Source organism: Nitrosospira sp. Nsp2 (assembly GCF_003050965.1).
GTDB lineage: Bacteria > Pseudomonadota > Gammaproteobacteria > Burkholderiales > Nitrosomonadaceae > Nitrosospira.
This window is the reverse complement of the sequence record NZ_QAOU01000003.1, coordinates 45,535-64,139: the sequence shown is the minus strand read 5'-3', so window position 1 is coordinate 64,139 and position 18,605 is coordinate 45,535. Positions and strand designations below refer to the sequence as shown.

13 protein-coding genes are annotated in these 18,605 nt (G+C 54.9%); 4 read left to right on the top strand and 9 right to left on the bottom strand.

Annotated elements, in window-relative coordinates; genetic code table 11:
* Nucleotides 1-7: 7 nt before the first annotated feature.
* Entirely contained in the window at nucleotides 8-3,178 is a 3,171-nt protein-coding gene (locus tag C8R31_RS07995; protein WP_107693565.1) for an error-prone DNA polymerase, read from the top strand.
* Nucleotides 3,179-3,230: 52 nt separating this feature from the next.
* On the opposite strand, the gene C8R31_RS07990 is transcribed toward C8R31_RS07995, so the two are convergent.
* Nucleotides 3,231-5,453 carry a fused MFS/spermidine synthase gene (locus C8R31_RS07990; protein ID WP_107693564.1) on the bottom strand — a complete coding sequence of 741 codons (2,223 nt, stop codon included), beginning with the start codon at nucleotides 5,451-5,453 and terminating at the stop codon, nucleotides 3,231-3,233.
* 1,468 nt (nucleotides 5,454-6,921) lie between these two features.
* On the opposite strand from C8R31_RS07990, the gene C8R31_RS16650 reads away from it, so the two are divergent.
* Entirely contained in the window at nucleotides 6,922-7,701 is a 780-nt protein-coding gene (locus tag C8R31_RS16650) for a calcium-binding protein (protein ID WP_308811264.1), read from the top strand.
* A gap of 351 nt (nucleotides 7,702-8,052) precedes the next feature.
* Nucleotides 8,053-9,747: an HAD-IA family hydrolase gene (locus C8R31_RS07980; protein ID WP_107693562.1), complete on the top strand. Its 1,695-nt coding sequence runs from the start codon at nucleotides 8,053-8,055 to the stop codon at nucleotides 9,745-9,747.
* 127 nt (nucleotides 9,748-9,874) lie between these two features.
* Here the strand turns inward: C8R31_RS07980 and C8R31_RS07975 are convergent, their stop codons facing one another.
* The 8 genes from C8R31_RS07975 to hda all read right to left on the bottom strand — a co-directional run bounded on the left by C8R31_RS07975 (nucleotide 9,875) and on the right by hda (nucleotide 17,419).
* Nucleotides 9,875-10,891 (bottom strand): FRG domain-containing protein, encoded by a 1,017-nt coding sequence (locus tag C8R31_RS07975; RefSeq protein WP_107693561.1) that lies wholly within the window; start codon nucleotides 10,889-10,891, stop codon nucleotides 9,875-9,877.
* Between the two features lie 131 nt (nucleotides 10,892-11,022).
* Nucleotides 11,023-11,907, bottom strand: coding sequence for a hypothetical protein (locus C8R31_RS07970; protein ID WP_219907483.1), 885 nt, complete (start codon nucleotides 11,905-11,907; stop codon nucleotides 11,023-11,025).
* Nucleotides 11,904-13,367: a 4-hydroxy-3-polyprenylbenzoate decarboxylase gene (gene ubiD / locus C8R31_RS07965; RefSeq protein ID WP_107693559.1), complete on the bottom strand. Its 1,464-nt coding sequence runs from the start codon at nucleotides 13,365-13,367 to the stop codon at nucleotides 11,904-11,906. Before ubiD ends, C8R31_RS07970 begins: the two co-directional genes overlap by 4 nt.
* Nucleotides 13,364-14,251, bottom strand: a complete 888-nt coding sequence (ubiA, locus tag C8R31_RS07960; protein ID WP_107693558.1) for a 4-hydroxybenzoate octaprenyltransferase — start codon at nucleotides 14,249-14,251, stop codon at nucleotides 13,364-13,366. The genes ubiD and ubiA overlap by 4 nt, the downstream gene beginning before the upstream one ends.
* The gene (locus C8R31_RS07955) at nucleotides 14,251-14,790 is read right to left on the bottom strand and encodes a chorismate lyase (protein ID WP_107693557.1); all 540 of its coding nucleotides are present in this window, start codon (nucleotides 14,788-14,790) and stop codon (nucleotides 14,251-14,253) included. Before C8R31_RS07955 ends, ubiA begins: the two co-directional genes overlap by 1 nt.
* 152 nt (nucleotides 14,791-14,942) lie before the next feature.
* Complete coding sequence (locus C8R31_RS07950) at nucleotides 14,943-15,938, bottom strand: iron ABC transporter permease (RefSeq protein ID WP_107693864.1); 996 nt, start codon at nucleotides 15,936-15,938, stop codon at nucleotides 14,943-14,945.
* A 144-nt stretch (nucleotides 15,939-16,082) separates the two neighbouring features.
* Nucleotides 16,083-16,745 carry an HAD family phosphatase gene (locus tag C8R31_RS07945; RefSeq protein ID WP_107693556.1) on the bottom strand — a complete coding sequence of 221 codons (663 nt, stop codon included), beginning with the start codon at nucleotides 16,743-16,745 and terminating at the stop codon, nucleotides 16,083-16,085.
* Complete coding sequence (gene hda / locus C8R31_RS07940) at nucleotides 16,742-17,419, bottom strand: DnaA regulatory inactivator Hda (RefSeq protein ID WP_107693555.1); 678 nt, start codon at nucleotides 17,417-17,419, stop codon at nucleotides 16,742-16,744. The genes C8R31_RS07945 and hda overlap by 4 nt, the downstream gene beginning before the upstream one ends.
* A gap of 101 nt (nucleotides 17,420-17,520) precedes the next feature.
* Between hda and purM the strand changes: the two genes are divergently transcribed.
* The gene (purM, locus tag C8R31_RS07935) at nucleotides 17,521-18,579 is read left to right on the top strand and encodes a phosphoribosylformylglycinamidine cyclo-ligase (protein ID WP_258192628.1); all 1,059 of its coding nucleotides are present in this window, start codon (nucleotides 17,521-17,523) and stop codon (nucleotides 18,577-18,579) included.
* Nucleotides 18,580-18,605 lie beyond the last annotated feature (26 nt).

The window sequence follows — 18,605 nt, the reverse complement described above, 5'->3', positions numbered from 1 at the left end:
CTTACCCATGAATTCCATGAATTCTTTCGTTCCCTCCTACGCTGAACTTCACTGCCGTTCCAGCTTCAGTTTCCTGAAAGGCGCCTCCATGCCGGAAGATCTGGTCGAGCACGCGGCAAGCCTGGGCTATGCGGCGCTGGCCATCACCGATGAGTGTTCCATGGCAGGGGTGGTGAGAGCCCATTCGGAAGCGAAAAAAACAGGACTGCATTTGCTGATCGGCAGCGAATTCATCCTCGAGGATGGATTGAGGCTGGTTTGCCTGGCCATGAACCGGAATGGTTACGGCAATCTGTGCGAGCTCATCACGCTGGCGCGGCGGCGCGCTGAAAAAGGTGCTTACCGCATCAGCCGCGCTGATTTCGAAAGCTGCCCGGATGCACCTCATCTCGCGCTATTACCAGACTGCCTGGTCTTGCTGATACCTCATCCTGCCCAGGCAGAGCGCTCTTTGCTTGATGACATGCGCTGGGTGCTGTCGGTCTTCCCCGGACGCTGCTGGACCGCTGTCGAGCTTTTGCTTCATGCTGCCGAAGATGTCCTGTTCGGAAGAATACGGCAGGCTGCGGATACCACGGCCATGCCGCTTGTGGCCGCAGGCGATGTCAGCATGCATGATGCTTCCCATAAACCCCTGCAGGATACGATGACCGCAATCCGGCTGGGCAAGCCGTTATCGGAATGCGGTTATGCCCTGCAGCCCAACGCTGAGCAGTACTTGCGCTCGAGATTGCAGCTGGAACAAATTTATCCCCTGGAACTCCTGTCGGAAACGGTAAGCATTGCCGCCCGCTGCACTTTTTCCCTGGATGAGCTGCGCTACCAGTACCCCGATGAATTGACCGGCACTGACGAAACCTATGCCGCTTACCTGCGACGCATGGTGGAAGAGGGCATCGCCACCCGTTTTCCGCATGGCATTTCAGCCAAGGTCAGGAAGCAGGTTGAGCATGAACTGGATCTGATTGCCGAACTCAACTATGAACCCTATTTCCTGACGGTATTCGATATCGTAAGGCACGCCCGTTCGCAAGGCATTCTGTGCCAGGGCCGCGGCTCGGCGGCCAATTCCGCAGTCTGCTATTGCCTGGGCATCACCGAGATCGACCCCGAGTGCAGCAATTTGCTGTTCGAGCGATTCATGTCCAGGGAGCGAAACGAAGTTCCGGACATCGACGTCGATTTCGAGCATCAGCGCCGGGAAGAAGTCATTCAGTATATCTATGAGAAATATGGCCGGGACCGCGCCGCCATCGCCGCCACGGTCATCACCTACCGCACCCGTTCGGCGGTCCAGGATATCGGCAAGGCTCTCGGCCTGGATCTCGAACGTGTCAGGCGGCTGTCCGGCTCGTTTGCCTGGTGGGACAACAGCTCGGAAATCCGCCAGCGCCTGACCGAAAACGGCTTCGATCCCGACAGCCCGGTTATCCAGAAGCTGATTGCGCTGACCACCCTCCTGTATGGCTATCCGCGTCATCTATCCCAGCATGTTGGTGGCTTCGTCATTACCCGCGACAAGCTGTGCCGTATGGTTCCCATTGAAAATGCCGCCATGCCGGACCGCCGCATCATCCAGTGGGACAAGGACGACCTGGACGCGGTAGGGCTGATGAAAATCGACGTGCTCGCGCTCGGCATGCTTTCGGCCATTCGCCGCGCACTGGATCTGGTTTCCGCCCGCCGGGGAATCCCGTTCCGGATGCAGGATATTCCCAAGGAAGATGAAGAGACCTACGACATGATCTGCAAGGCCGATACGGTGGGCGTCTTCCAGATCGAATCGCGCGCGCAAATGTCCATGCTGCCGCGTTTGAAACCGCGTAACTTCTACGATCTGGTGATAGAAGTCGCCATCGTACGTCCCGGCCCGATTCAGGGAGACATGGTGCACCCCTATTTGCGCCGCCGCCAGAAGCTGGAGGAAGTGAGCTATCCGGGCGAAGGGGTAGAAGCCGCCCTGAAGCGTACGCTCGGCGTGCCTATTTTTCAGGAACAGGTCATGCAATTGGCAATAAAAGCGGCTGGTTTTACCTCGGGCGAGGCAGATCAGTTGCGGCGCTCCATGGCCGCCTGGAGAAAGAAAGGTCTGCTCGGTTCTTTCCGTGCTCGCTTGATCGGGGGCATGGTCAGCCGCGGCTATAAACTCGAATTTGCCGAGCAGATCTTCCGCCAGATCGAAGGCTTTGGGGAATATGGATTTCCTGAATCTCACGCCGCCAGCTTCGCGCTACTGGTTTATGTATCGGCCTGGCTCAAATGCCATGAGCCCGCCGCCTTCCTGTGCGCCATGCTGAACAGTCTGCCGATGGGGTTCTATAGCGCCTCGCAACTGATTCAGGACGCCCGACGGCATGGTGTTGAGATCAGGCCTGTGGACGTGACTGTCAGCGAATGGGAATGCACGCTTGAAGAACAGACTGATGATTCTTCCCCATCCATTGCATCCACCGCACCTGCTCTATCCATGTTGCCTGCTGTGCGGCTGGGGCTGAATAGAGTGAAGGGAATTGGCCGGGAAGCGGCCACGCGCATCATGGAGGCAGGGAAAACCTCGCCATTTGAAAATACCGGTGATCTGGCAAGCCGCGCACTATTGAACGCCGCTGAAATCCGCGCGCTCGCCAGCGCGGATGCGTTACTCGCCCTGTCAGGCCACCGGCGGCAGACGTTATGGGCGGTCGCATCCCACATCAGGCAGCAGGACATGATGCGAGGCGCGCCAGTGAAGGAAGCATTGCCAGTCATCACCGCCGCGCCCGAGGGGGAGGAAATCCTGTCGGACTACGCCAGCACGGGACTCACTCTGCGCAGGCACCCGCTGGCCCTGCTGCGGCCGAAACTGACCCGGATGAATCTGCGCTCGGCGATGGAGCTGGATAGCTGCCCGCCGGGGCGGCTGGTTCGGACGACGGGTATCGTCACCTGCCGCCAGCGTCCCGGCACAGCCAGCGGTGTCATGTTCGTCACGCTGGAAGACGAGACCGGAATAATCAATGTTGTCCTATGGAACCAGTTGATCCAGAAGCACCGCCGCGAAGCATTGGGCGCGCGACTGTTGACTGTGTATGGGGTATGGCAATCCGAAAGTGAGGTTAAACACGTGATTGCCAAGCGGCTGGTGGACCATAGTCATCTGCTGGGGAATCTTGCGGTAGCAAGCAGGGATTTTCATTAGCTCACCTCTAATCTGCCGGACGCGCTCCGAAGAAGAATACGGTACAAACCGTTTAATTGCGGATCTCAATCGGATTAATGCTGCTGAAATGGTCTGTCCATAAGGGAACATGTGAAATATTCGGATCAACCTCCCGAATGAGATTGCCATTGTCGTCAAAGTAACGCGGATTGATTGATGGGAATGAGGACAAGTACTCGGGATCATCAGTCATGATGAAGTAGTGGTTGCTGCGAATCAAACGGCCAGGCTCCCCAGACTGGAATTTATTGCGGAAGCGCATGCCCAGGTGCTCGGCTTGGCGTCTGACTACGGGATAAAGGTTCAAATATCGATTCGTGATATTAATCACGATGAATCCGTTTTGCTTCAGATGCCTATGGTAAATTTCAAACGCTTCCGTGGTAAGCAGATGAATAGGAACTGAACCACCCGAAAAAGCGTCAAGCACGATAACGTCATACTGCACATCTTCTGGCGCCTGCTCCAGCTTCAGGCGCGCATCGCCCAGTATTGTTTCCTGCGTCCTTGCCTTGCACCGGGGGACGTTATCAAACCACTGGTTGGCAATCTGGATCACCTCGGGGTTGATTTCATAAAAATCATAATGATCCGACTCTCGGGCGTACGTGGCCAAAGTCCCAATACCCAAGCCGACGATAGCTACTCGTATTTCCAAATACTTTGATTTAGCGTACTCCAGGGTCTCGCCGACACCGCTCTCCCTGGAGTGATACGAAACCGGTAGCGCGCGTTTGTCGAGATGAGTGAATTGAACCCCATGGTTGACCTGTCCGCTGTAGAACACCCGGTAGCTTTGGGATGGATCTGTCCGGTGTACCCGTTCCTTGACCGCAACAGTTCCATAGAAATTACGGCTGCGATGAAGATAAGCTTCTTCAAACTCAGGTGAGGAACGTTGCCGCCACTGGAAAGGATCCAGCCAAAAACATACGACGCCAGCGGCCAGTAAAGCGCCCGCACCAAATAAAAACCGTCTAACCTGATCTGCCTTTTTGTTTTGAATTACCTGTAGCGTGGATGTTGGCCTCGAAGCCAATATGTAGGTGCCCAAGGCGATAGCCGACAACAGGCATAATGTCCATTCGTAAAATTCGTCAAACAGGTTGGTGGCGACAAGCGCGACAAATAACCCGCCGCAAGCGCCTCCAAAAGACATCCACAGATAGAACTCCGTCAGGTGCTCGCGGGACTTTGGGCGCAGCCTTACCAGTTCGCCGTGACACATGAAGCAGATCAGGAACATCGCAAGAAAATGGCTCCAGCGCACCTGGGTTACGCCAGGGTCCCATTCGAATCCCAATCGCTCAGTTATATCCTGAGCGCCAGTCAGGATCAGGATGGTCAATATACACACGATGGCGGTAAGACGGCGTCGATACCACCGCTCATGATCGAAACAGATAATGAATGTCAGCAGATACAAGCTGAGCGTCGTGATCCACAGTCGCGGTTCAGGCGCTATGTCATGGCTCACGCGATCTGTTGTCGCGATAAAGGTCAGAGAAGCAAGTGCGGGCAGGGCAACCCAGCCAACGCGTTGCCAATGGTTAGGTAGTTCAGACTGCATGCCTTCTGCCGAAGAGGAAGCGTCATGATCAGCGGAAGAAAACCATGAATGCCGTTGGAACATTTGAAACGCAGCTGCAATACAGAACGACGCGAAGACCCAGAAACCGATTGTCCAATAATTGCCTAGCTGCGGTAACTCAAAAAAAGGTTCAAAAAGATAAGGAAACGAGAGCAACCCCAGGAATGATCCGAAGTTCGACAGTGAATACAGCCGGTAAGGTGACCGACCGGGGTAAGCATGGCTGAACCAGTATTGGATAAGTGGCCCAGTGGTCGCGAGACAGAAGTATGGAATGCCCACGCACGCGCCAAGCAGTAACAAGATTTGCCATATCGGGCTCTCGGCGCCAGTGGGTTTAAAGTATTCGCCAGGGATAACGAAAGTGGCCAAATAAGCGGCAAGCATCACTAACGCTATATGCACAAGCGTCTGTTGCCTGATCGATAAAAACCGTGAAACCAGATGAGCATATGAGTACCCGAAGAAGAGAAGACACTGAAAAAAAAGCATCGCAGTGGTCCAGACCGCGGGACTTCCTCCAAACCAGGGCAAGATGAATTTGCTGATCAGCGGCTGGACCTGGAACAATAGGTAGGCGCTGACGAGGATGGTTAGCGCAAGTGTCACGCCGACGACCACATGGGTAGATACAGGGTCAATCGTTTCCGTTTGCTGTGTCATTAGTTATTCCTCGCTGGAAGGCAACACCGATGTGAACCCGAGGTCTGTCCGATTTTCTCTCCGGGAACTTGCCTATATATGCATGGGCGACATAAAGCGCCTTGTCAAGCTCGGCTTTACGAATTCCCACCCAAGCAACCATAGACGTAAAGCGCGGTGGCTTTGAATCAACCGTTAATGCGTGACCTCGATTTCTGGGTACTACGTACGCCGGTCCGGCGCCCAAGTCCGGCAGGGATATGGGCGATGGGTGTTGGTGATGGGTGTTGGTGATGGGTGTTGGTGATGGGTGTTGGTGATGGGTGTTGGTGATGGGTGTTGGTGATGGGTGTTGGTGATGGGTGTTGGTGATGGGTGTTGGTGATGGGTGTTGGTGATGGGTGTTGGTGATGGGTGTTGGGGATGGGTGTTGGGGATGGAGGATGGGTTGGGCCAGTTGACAATCTGCGATCAGAAGAGCAGACGCAGACTACAAGAAAGTGGGGAGCAGACCAGCTAACGCCTTTTTGCGCGCAAACAAACTTACAAGGCTTGTTTTTCCTGCACTGCCATCTATAAAGGAAATACGTGCCTATGGCAATTTTTGCCAAATGTGAGGAGATCTGAAATGAATATGCCCGGTTTTACCGCCGAGTCCTCAGCCTACAGGACAAGAGGGTATTATCGCCATTATCAAATGGCCTCAGGTTTTACGGATCACAGCGCAAGTATTGTTCAGCCACAAGCATGTGACCTCGCCTGTCTCGGCGAATGCCGGGAGGGCTGTGCTGGCCTCACGGGCAGGGAGCATGCGGACTGCATAAGGGCTTGCAGGTCGGAATGTGGCTGCACGCCGCAGCCTCAGACGTGCGGCCCGTGTCAGTGCAATGCGGCAACCGGCTGGTCGCAGCGATGCTGCGGTCCCAACGGAACGATTTGCTCCCAGCGAGCTTGCACGCCGCCGGGAGAAGGATGCACCGTCCGGGATAACCGCACCTGCCTCCCCTGGCCGCTGGATTCCATCTGCTGGGGCAGTTGCGAGCGGACTTGCTGCCACTGGTCGGGCTGCGATCAGCAGCTCTGCGGGGTGTCACCGTGCTGACAGCTTGCTTGGCATGAGATGAACTAAAGGTATCCGCTGCGACATTAAAACGTTATGGGGTAAATCAAGGCTATCCCGCAAACTTGACCCCGGGACAGGCCGAACTTGTCGCTGCGGTTTTCGGCGGGAGCTTTATTTTGTGAAATAAGGTAAGACCCTTTTAGCCTGATGCTGAGCCACGGAAGACGTATATCTCCCTGTGGCTTCTTACTTTTTTGCGTCTAAGTATCAGGCTATCGAATGCGGAAGCTGATCTCCGGGCACCCGTCACAATCGCATTTCTGTTCGGTTTCCCACTGATATTCCCGCTAGGCCGCGTCATCCTGAGCCTGTAAACGGTGCACTTATCCAACTTGGGGTTCAACTTTCGATATTAAGGAGATGACCTTGGCTAATATTACAGGAACGAAATATAACGATAACAACACGTTTAACAACCCGTGGTGGCATTGGCGCTCTGATCTGGATGGCACCAACGGGAACGACACCATCAATGGGTTGGCGGGTAATGACATTCTCAATGGCAAAAACGGTAACGACAGGCTGAACGGCGGAAGCGGAAACGACAGGCTTAATGGGGATAACGGTAACGACCGGCTATTTGGCGAATCGGGCAACGACACGCTAAACGGGAATGCTGGAAATGATACCCTGCGCGGCGGAAACGGAAACGACCGGCTCAATGGAGGGACCGGCAATGATTCGCTGTCTGGTGAAGCGGGCAACGACATACTCAACGGAGATTCGGGGAACGATTCGCTAAGCGGCGGAACCGGTCACGACACCCTCAATGGTGGAAGCGGAAATGATCGGCTTAACGGAGGACCCGGCAATGACATTTTGACGGGTGGAAGCGGCCGGGACACGCTCACAGGCGGAACCGGAGCGGATACGTTCGATTTCAACTCGGTGGGGGAGAGTCCTCCTAATGGTCGCGACACGATTGTCGGCTTCAACCGGGGACAAGGCGACAGGATAGACCTGAAAGCAATCGATGCCGACAGAGGCTGGCCACTAGGCAATCAGGACTTCAAGCCAAGCCAGCTGATCTATGAGAAGGTCAATGGAAATGGCCTGTTGACAGTGAACGTATATGACGGTGATGACCTTCAAATAATCCTGACAGGGCATCCGCCGCTGAACGTTAATGAGGACATAATTGGATAACGGTTGCTGATTCTCTGCTGGCGCTAGGGCCTATCAGGCTTGGGGAAGCGCTGGCAGAGGGCTTCACCCATTTATATATGAATCTAATGACTTCGGTAGACAGTTTTGATAAATTGAACTGTTTTCCAGGAGTCGCCAACGAATATATAAGCGCAAAGAGATATTTCCCGCAAGCTGAAAGTGTTTCAAGAGATACAAGTCCTAAACGCCCCTTGGAGAAGACGTGTCAAGGCTTCTGACCCCCCACACAACTCAATACGCTGCATCTTCTCCTCGCCACCCAGGCACAGCACTTAAGGTCTCGACCGGTTATCTTAAAATTTCCCGGACTATTCGTTTCAAAGCAACCGCATGAGGTGCCGTAATGTCCTTGTCTTCGGTGGAGGATTTCAGGGCCTTGGCTTGATAAAAGCCCTCCGCAAGGTGGCGGGAATACGTATTCTGGTAGCGGACCCCAATGAGGAAAACGTCGCGCGATATTTTGCAGACGCTTTCTTCCCGGTGCCTTTTTCAAAGGAGAAGCAGGCATTCCTGGATTTTATTCTCCCTCTGTGCGCACGGGAGAGTGTGGAAGCCATCTTCGCCTCCACTGAACATGAAGTGGAGTTGCTGGCCCCTCACTACGATGCTTTTGCCGCAAGCGGCGTTGTGGCTTATGTCTCCGGGTCTTCACTGCTGAAACTCGCATGGGACAAGCTTCTGTTTTATCGCTGGCTGATCGAGGAAGGCTTGCCCTCATTGCCTTGCTACATCTCACCGTTGGATGATGACGCGATTTTTCCCCTGATTGGCAAGCCGCGGCGTGGTTGGGGAGCCCGCGGCCTGCATGTCCTTGCTGACCGCGAAGCTTTTTTGAAACTTACAATCGACCAGAACCAGGAATTCATATGGCAGCCTTGTCTGCATGAATTTGATGAATACTCTGTTGATTTCTCTATCAGCGTTGACAGCAACCTTTCTCCCCTTGCATTCCGGCGCCGAATCCGCTCAAAAAATGGATTCGCGATCCTCTGCGAGCCTGGCGCCCCTGCCCATGTTCGCGAAACCGCCCAGCACGTTCTGGAGCGCACCGTCCCTTTAGGAGCGCGCGGGCCTATGAACCTGCAGATATTACGGACTGGCGATCGCTGCTGGGTATCCGACCTCAATTCACGTGCCGGCACATCCATGCCCTTGAGTCTTACTGTCGGTTTTAACCCTATTGCCTTTTTACTGGGGGGTGGGGCCGCGGCCCCGGCCGAGGCCGATGTGATCAACGGCTTTCCCGCTCCAGGTTCACATGCAAGGACGCTGCGCTATCTGGAGGAACGCAACATCCCGGATTTAAAGCTGGACGAGGTGCGGGGAGTCGTGTTTGAGCTGGACGATACACTGCTTGATCAGAAAGCCTGGATGATCCGCAAGCTGGAGCTGACCTGGCATGAGGAACAAATTGTCCTGCCCGCGCGCACAGCATTTCTTTCCAAGGCTCTGCAGATCATTGAGGAAGGCAATCACGCGTGCCTCTTCGATGCGCTGTGTTTGCAATTGGAATTGTGTGATGCCATCCGCCTCCGCATGATCGAAACCTACAATCAAACGCAGCCGAAAGATTGTCCGCTCTACGGTGACGTACAGGCGACCTTGCGTCAACTTCGCCGATCAGGCTACCGCATTGGAATTTTGACTGACAATCCACCCGCGTCACAACGGCAGAAGCTGGACGTTTGCGGCCTGCTGCCGCTGACGGATGCCGGGGTGTTGACTGCGGAGCTGGGAAGAAAGAAACCCGATCCCAAGGTTTTTGAGGAATGCGCACGCTTGCTCGACTTGGCGCCGGAGCAGCTTGTCATGGTGGGCAATAACGTATTCAGGGACGTGCAAGGTTCCTGCAATGCAGGCTATCGGCATGCCTTTCATATACAAAGAGAGGGTGCGCTCTTTAGCTCCAATCTCGGGCTCGCGCGGAGGGTGGGAAACCTCCCGTCTGCATGCACGTCAATTACCAGCTTGAATGAGCTGTTCTGGTATCTGACCGGCTGTGAAGCCGTGCCACAGCGACAATAACAGACGGCCGAATCGCATGGGTCGCACTGTAGTAGAAGCGAATGGGACATTGGGTACCGACAGGCTAAATTAGCTAGTAGGGGAGCGGAAATGATCAGCTTATTATACGGCTTCAGACCGCTTTAACTTATCTTCCATTTAGGGGTAAATATGCGGTGATTTGGGCAAAAGCCCCGTCCGTGTCTGGGAACAACGTTAGGTCCCGAATGTTCATAGTGCCGAGCTTTGCTCTCAGGATACTATGTAATCTCGAAGGGATACGAAGCTTGATAATCCTAAAAAAGCGCCAGAGATTCAAAAGGTCATCTTTATTTGTCGGTACTACCCGCTCTTCCTGTTCCTCGGCGGAAATATGTAAGAACGAGAATAAATTCTTTTCAAATGATTCCCTCACATTAAAAGGAATCAGGAACGCACCTTGCTGGACGTCCATTCTACGGGATATCCAGAATGGCTCGGAAACTGCCAGCCCTGGTTTTTCAATGTAGCCACGCATAGCTGCTTCAAGAGTGGCATTACGATCTAACCACCGACCTCCGATTCCGGGTATACGTAATGTCTCAATACTCACAGCTTGCGGGAGGGATGCGAGTTTTTTAGGGAATGGCCAATAGTAAGGTTCTCCATAACTAGCCACTGTAAAGGGTGTTGGACGGATGAACGTATCGTCGATGGCTGAGTTCCAGAGGGTAAACGCAAAATCGATGGCGTGCCGCGAGAATATCCAGACAACTGCATCCTTGTCTTGCTCAGCATCGCGCAGCGCAAAATGACATGCAATAAAAAGAGAATGAGTAACGTCGAGAAGCCGCGTGGGAATCCCGTTATGGCGCAATAGTGCAAGCCAAGAAAGGCGATCATCTTCATCAGGAAGCGGCCCAAGGAATTGGTGGAGTCGTCGTTGCGATTCCGCAAGGATTCGGTATTCATATGTTTCTAAACCGACATCGTTAATAACAACTCTCGGAACATTTCGCTCGAGTCGAGTCTCCAGTCTCCATGAGTAGTCGCACTGCCCTCGGTACAGAGGTTTCGGTGATCCCAAGTCAAACTGATCCGCCAGCCTATACAAGTCCTCAACCGAGGCTAGTGTTAAGTGTTCGACGGGTTGACTCTCTAATTGGCCATCGTCAGATATTTTCATATTCAGAGGTGTGCTTAATGCCGCTGAAGTGTGGGAATGCACCTAGCTGCATCGTTGGATAGTTTTGGCTTATGATAATCGGCGGAGACCGAGTGAATTCGGAAAATGCAAATCGGCTCAGTCTGCACCTATTATTCGTCAAACTGAGACTCAGCGCTTTTGAGCTGATATTCCCGTGTAAACTCTAGCATGGTCTTTCGGTCGCCAAGGTAGCGAGAGATGTTGTCAACCGCTAAGAAACCGGGCATTGGTCTTTCATGATGGCCGAGTATTAAACCTCCGTAACAATTGTGTGCATGGTTACCCCGTATATACATTCCATTATTGGAAATTAGGATGCTGTCAGGGCGAACAAGCACTTCAACTCCGTTTCTTAGGAAACGTCCTCGGCTAATTGTTACTTTATTTGGGGGCTTAAACTCCACTTCCAATAAAATTTTGCGATGTGCTTCTCGAATCCTAAGCGTTGTGCCAACGAGCTGAATATCCCAAGGGACGGTAGAGTAATACAGGTGGTTATCCTTTATTTGCAGCACTAATACATTGTACTCATCGAAGACAGCCAAATTAAGTAGAAGGTGACCATCCCCTAAGACAAAGCCGACCAACGGAAGCCCGTCAATGCTGATTGGAACCATGATTGTGCCGTAACCTTGATCTTCACAGGTAAAGCTATTGCTTCCAATAATGATCTCCGCCTGCTTTCCTGAGAAATGAAGCGTATAAGGCTTAGAAACACTCTTTTGTAAGTTAAACGGGTTCGCATTAGCTTCTTTTACGGTTTCTTTGGGTAGGAGACCCGCCGTCTTCTCGCGGTGATGTTGATCGCAAAGAAGCGTGATTTCCTCCGCAACATGCCTTTGGACAAGAGCCCACCCCTCCATGTGTTCATATTCGTAAAGAGGCAGTCCACAAATGACGCATCCAAATCCGCAGCGTTGCCGCACTTCCCGTTGGATTGGCCGAGGAATATTTCGGCTATTACAAGAAGGTTCGACCATTGGAGGACCTATCACAATCCCAACTCCTTCCAAATCTTATCCACCCTCTCCTTCACCTTCTCATCCATCACAATCGGCTTTCCCCATTCCCGGTTGGTTTCCCCTGGCCATTTGTTCGTGGCATCCAACCCCATTTTCCCGCCCAGGCCCGATATGGGACTGGCAAAGTCGAGATAATCGATTGGGGTATTCTCGACAATCAGCGTATCCCTTGCGGGATCGACTCGCGTGGTAATGGCCCAGATGACTTCCTTCCAGTCCCGGATATTTACGTCATCGTCGGTAACAATAATGAATTTGGTGTACATGAACTGACGCAGGAAACTCCATACGCCGAACATGACACGCTTGGCATGACCGGCGTACTGCTTTTTCATGCTCACCACCGCCATGCGGTAGGAACAGCCCTCCGGCGGCAGGTAGAAATCGACGATTTCGGTGAACTGCTTTTGCAGCAGGGGCACGAACACTTCATTGAGCGCGACGCCCAGTATCGCGGGCTCGTCCGGGGGCTTGCCGGTGTAGGTGGAGTGGTAGATGGGGTCGCGGCGCATGGTGATGCGCTCGATGGTGAATACCGGAAAAGTCTCCTGCTCGTTGTAATAGCCGGTGTGGTCGCCGTAGGGGCCTTCCAGCGCTGTCTCGCCGGGATAAATGTATCCTTCCAGCACGATTTCGGCGCTGGCCGGAACCTGCAGACCGTGGCTCAGGCATTTGACGATTTCGGTTTTCGCGCCCCGCAGCAGTCCCGCGAACTGGTATTCGCTCAAGGTATCCGGCACGGGCGTGACCGCGCCAAGTATGGTGGCTGGGTCCGCCCCCAGCGCCACCGCAATAGGATACGGCTGGCCGGGATTGGCCAAACAGAACTCGCGAAAATCGAGCGCCCCGCCACGATGGGCCAGCCAGCGCATGATCAGCTTGTTCGGCCCTATCACCTGCTGGCGGTAAATGCCCAGGTTCTGGCGCGTCTTGTGCGGCCCTTTGGTGACGGTCAACCCCCAAGTGATCAGGGGGCCAACATCCCCTGGCCAGCAGGTCTGGATGGGCAGCCTGCCGAGGTCCACGTCCCTGCCTTCCCATACGATGTCCTGGCAGGGGGCTTTCGATAGCTCCTTTGGCGCCATGTTGAGCACTTGCTTCAACACTGGAAATTTTTCCCACGCATCCATCAAACCCTTGGGCGGCTCGGGTTCCTTGAGGTAGGCGAGAAGCTTTCCCACCTCCCGCAGCGCATCGACTGATTCCTGCCCCATGCCCATCGCTACGCGGCGGGGCGTACCGAACAGATTTCCCAGTACGGGAATGATGTGCCCCTTGGGTTTTTCGAACAAAATTGCGGGACCGCCGGCTTTCAATACCCGGTCGCAGATTTCCGTCATCTCCAGATGGGGATCGATCTCGGCGGTGACGCGCTTGAGTTCCCCCTGGTGTTCCAGTTGGGCGATGAAATCGCGCAGGTCCTTGTATTTCATGAGAGGGGTGCCTGTGTGTTTGCATTTACAAGATAATCAAGCGCAATCCCGGCGAATATGGTCGCGCCCACCCAGTTGTTATGCAGGAATGCCTTGAAACAGCGCGCCCGGTCGCGGTCGTGGATCAGGCGATATTGATAAAGTATCAGCCCCAGCGCTACTGACAACCCGATGTAATAAATCACGCCGAGTTTCTGAATGATTCCTACCACGACCATCGCACCCAAAAAAGTTGCATGGCAAGCCATGACGCCCGCGACGTCAAAGCGGCCGAAAGTAATGGCCGAGGTCTTGATACCGATCTTGAGATCATCCACTTTATCCACCATGGCGTATTCCGTATCGTAAGCGATCACCCAAAGCATATTCGCGCCCATGAGGAACCACGCCATGAACGGCACTTCACCCGTTTGAGCGGCGAAGGCCATGGGAATGCCAAAGCTGAAAGCGATGCCGAGATATGCCTGGGGCATGGCAAAGAAGCGCTTGGTGAAGGGGTAGCTTGCAGCAAGAAACAATGCGACAAACGAGAGCTCAATGGTAAGCCGGTTCAGCGGCAGGATCAGTATGAACGCGCACAGGCTCAAGCCCGCCGCCAGCAGCAGCGCTTCTTTGGTACTCACCACGCGCGTGGCGAGCGGCCGGTTTTTGGTGCGTTCTACATGCCCATCGAAATCGCGATCGGCGTAATCGTTCACTACGCAACCGGCAGAGCGCATCAGCACCGTGCCCATGACGAATATGGCCAGCACCATCATGCTGGGAACCCCGCCTGCGGCAAGCCATAAACCCCACAGCGTTGGCCACAGCAAAAGGAGTATGCCGATGGGCTTATCCAGCCGCATCAGTTTTTCGTAATGGCCGAGGCGTTGCGCGAGCGTCACTATGCCAGCTCCAGTATGGAAGGAAGAAACACTTCTGTCACCAGGATGGATTGCCCGCGTAAACTGAACAGCGAACGGCGCGCCCATAGCCCGCGTGGCTTTACCTTCAACTTCTGGCAGGCGCGTTGGAAGAGGGGGTGAGCGGGATTCAACTTTTTAAATCTGAGCGGCGTGCGCCTGATAATGGGGTTGGTGAACAATACCGTTCCCAGCGAACGGTTGCCGAGGCCGTTCAAGCCGCGCCATGCGCCCCGGAGGTCTTTCCGCGCCACGACGGAATGCGCGAATACGACAGGGGTGTTGCCGCAATATAAATATACTTCCCGCACCAATGCCAGTTCGTTGCGGCGCAGGTTCATCACCGCAAGCTCATCCCCGCACGCCTTGTCGAGAGACTGGAACATCTGCTTCACGCGAAAATCGCCGCATCGCTGCTGGATGAGCTGAGTAAGCGAGCCGCGATTCTGCAACCAGCCGCGCGCCCGTGGAGAGACGGCAGACGGCGCTGGGTACCACGCGGATAACTGGGCAGGACTCATCGCAACCAACTGAAAAGGGTCAATTATGCCGCATAATGCTGCATGGCTGAATCCTTTATCCCTTGCTGGACAATCGTGTCCTACGTCGCGCGCCGTTCCCGCAAGACGGCGTCCGGAGACAGGGTGCCGCAGTTCGGAATTTTTTCGGCCAATCAGGGTTTTCTTGAGAGCAGCAGCAACAACATGGGCACGCCCAGCAGCGCGGTCAATACTCCGACAGGCAGTTGCTGCGGCGCCCACAACGTGCGGGCAAGGGTGTCGGCCAGGGTAAGGAAGCTGCCCCCCAACAGTATCGATAAAGGCAACAGCCACCGAAAATCGTTCACGCCCAGCAGGCGGACGGCGTGGGGCACGATGAGCCCCACAAACCCGATGGCGCCCGCAAGCATCAGCGCTGCCACCGTCGCGACCGACGCACAGAAATAGATTCCCACCTGCAACGGCAGCACGGTCACCCCCAGCGTCTGCGCCTTCATCTGGCCGAGGCTCAGGACGTTCAGACTGCCGGAAAAGAGCATGCTCACGGCCGTTACAATGCACAGCGTAATCCAGGCGGGAAGCACTTCCTCGGCCCGGGAGACGTCTCCCATCAGCCAGAACAGCATGCCCTTCACATCGCTGGCCGGCGCGAGGGTAAGGATCAAAGTCGTCAGCGCGCCGCAGCCGGCGGACAATACCACGCCTGTCAGCAGGAGCCGGTACAGGTTCCAGCCCCCCGCGCGAAAGCTCAAGCCGAACACGATCGCTATCGCTGCCAAAGCGCCCGCGAGCGAGGAGAGATTGATCAGCACCAGGCCCCAACCCAGCAACATTCCAAGGAGGGCGCCTACCGCCGCCCCGCCGGATACGCCAAGAATATAAGGATCGGCAAGCGGATTGCGCAGCAGAACCTGCAACAACACGCCTGCCAGGGCCAATAGGCCGCCGCACGCAAATGCAGCCAATACGCGCGGCAGGCGGAGTTGCCAGATGATCTGATGCGCAACATTATCTTTCCCGTCGCTGGACGAGAGCAAAGCCTGGGCAACAGCGTCGGCAGGTATGTGTACGCTGCCGAATAACAGGCCCGCAAACGCACTGGCCGCCCCGACAAACAGGAAAATGACCAGAAGCTTCTGTCCTCTGCCTGCGCTCCTCTCAATTATCATCGCGAAGCGTTCGACTCCACTCCAAATTTTGCGCCCGTCCTGGAGCCGGGGATGCTGCAGCACCGGACGGGGGCGAAGCGGATATGGAGAATATGCGGCTCGGGTCGCAGGCCGGCATGGGCATGGCGGAAAATACGTGGAAAATTATCGAAGGCTGATGATGGGCCAGCCGTTTCTTTCCGCATGGGCTTTGAGTGTCGCGTCCGGGTCCACGGCCACCGGGTGGGTCACCTTATTGAGCAAGGGAAGGTCATTCAGGGAATCGCTATAAAACCAGCTTTCCAGAAACGATAACCAGGTCAGATTGTGCTCATCCAGCCAGCTTTCCAGGCGCGCGATCTTGCCCTCCCTGAAGCAGGGCAAACCTGAAACCCGTCCTGTGAATTCGCCATCCTTCTGTTCCGGCTCGGTGGCGATGAGATGGGAAACTTTCAGCGCCCGAGCGATAGGTCCCGTGACGAAGCTGTTCGTAGCGGTAATGATGACGCACAGGTCTCCGCCGAGCATATGCTCTTCTATCAGTTTGCGCGCAGCGGGGGTGATGATCGGCAGAATCCTGTTCTGCATGAACTCACTGTGCCAGGCATCAAGCTGGCTTCTGGGGTGGCGCGATAATGGTTTCAGCTGGAAGTCGAGAAACTCGTGTATATCCAGTGTGCCGGCTTTGTATTGTTCGTAGAACTCCACGTTGCGCGCCTCGTAGACTTCGCGGTCGAGCACGCGCTGCTCGATGAGGAATTGCGCCCACTGAAAGTCGCTGTCACCTGCCAATAAGGTATTGTCGAGATCGAACAGAGCCAGATTCATGATGCGGCCTGCAATAGTTCACGCACCAGCGGAACGGTAATTTTGCGGCGGTTGGCTAAAGCGTAATTGTCCAGCGCGTCAACAGTGGCAATCAACGTGGGCAAGTCGCGGCGCTCATGGCGGAGCAGGTAATCGCCCACCTCTTGCGGCAAGTCGAGGCCGCGGCTGGCTGCATGGCTTTTCATGGCTTTAATTTTTTCCTCGTCAGTCAGTTCATGAACCTGGTATACCAGACCCCATCCCAGCCGCGTCACAAGATCGTCCCTCAACTTCAGCTGTGCTGGAGCAACGGGCCCTGTTACCAGCAGGCAGGCGTGACCCTCGTCACGAATGCGATTATAAAGATTAAACAAGTCGATCTGGGCTTCGGCCCCAAGACGATCCGAATCATCCACCAGCACGCAGTCAGCTTCGCCATCGGCGGCAAACCGGGTATTTTCATCGCAAGCGTAATAGGTAGCTTTCATCCGGGTATGCTTATATGCTCCAGCCAGCCCCTGCAGCAAGTGGCTCTTTCCGCAACCGCGGTTGCCCCATAAATAAAAGAAACGCTCCTTCTCCCGGCCCATCAGAATGTTCTCCAGGGTCTGCAATAGTTCGGCGTTGCGGCCGGGCACGAAATTAGCCAGCGTCGGGAGGGGCGGGGGAGCGATATCCAGCAGGAGTTGTTTCACGAAAGATCAAAGAACGGGCCATATATTGATAGCGCATGGCGCACACATCCATTTGCGGTAAAATTGCCGTCACTTTATCTGCAACAAGACGAGAACTCAACTTGACTTCATTTAAACGGGAGAACCCGCCCCCCACGCCTCTTTCCTACCGCGCGGCCGGTGTGGACATCGATGCAGGAGACCGGCTGGTAGAAAACATCAAGCCTTACGCCAAGCGTACCATGCGTCCGGAAGTGCTCGCGGGCATCGGCGGGTTCGGCGCGCTGTTTGAAATTTCGAAAAAATATCGTCAACCCGTGCTGGTATCGGGTACCGATGGCGTGGGCACCAAGTTGAAGCTTGCGTTCCAGGCAGGAAAGCACGACAGCGTGGGCACAGACCTGGTGGCAATGAGTGTGAACGATATCCTGGTCCAAGGAGCGGAACCCTTGTTCTTCCTGGACTACTTTGCCTGCGGACGGCTCGATGTGGATACAGCGACCCTTGTAGTCAAGGGTATTGCGGCGGGTTGCGAACAGGCAGGGTGCGCCTTGATCGGCGGCGAGACCGCGGAAATGCCGGGCATGTACCCCGAGGGGGAATACGATCTGGCCGGCTTCGCCGTCGGGGTGGTAGAGAAAGACAATATCATCACAGGCCTGGATATCCGGGAAGGGGACGCAGTATTGGGGTTGGCATCCAGCGGCGCCCATTCCAACGGCTACTCGCTGATACGCAAGATCATCGAAAAAAATGGCATAGACCTGTCTACCGATTTCAACGGCAAAGCGTTAGTTGATGTAATCATGGCGCCAACCCGGATCTATGTTAAGCCGGTGCTCGAACTGATGAGGCAGCTGCCGGTGAAAGGGTTGGCCCATATCACGGGCGGCGGGCTGGTGGAAAATATCCCGCGTGTCCTGCCTGACGGTGTCACCGCAGTACTGAAAAAGGAAACATGGGATATGCCTCCACTTTTCAAGTGGCTGCGGCAACAGGGAAATGTAGACGAGAAGGAAATGTACCGCGTCTTCAATTGCGGTATCGGCATGGCGCTGATCGTGGGACCGGACCTGGCTGATAGGGCAATGCGGTTATTGCAATCGGCGGGCGAAACCGTCTGGCGGATTGGCACGATTCGAACACGCGCTGCAAACGAAGCGCAGACGATAATTGAGTGAGCAGCAAGGCGTCCGAGGTCGCGCCT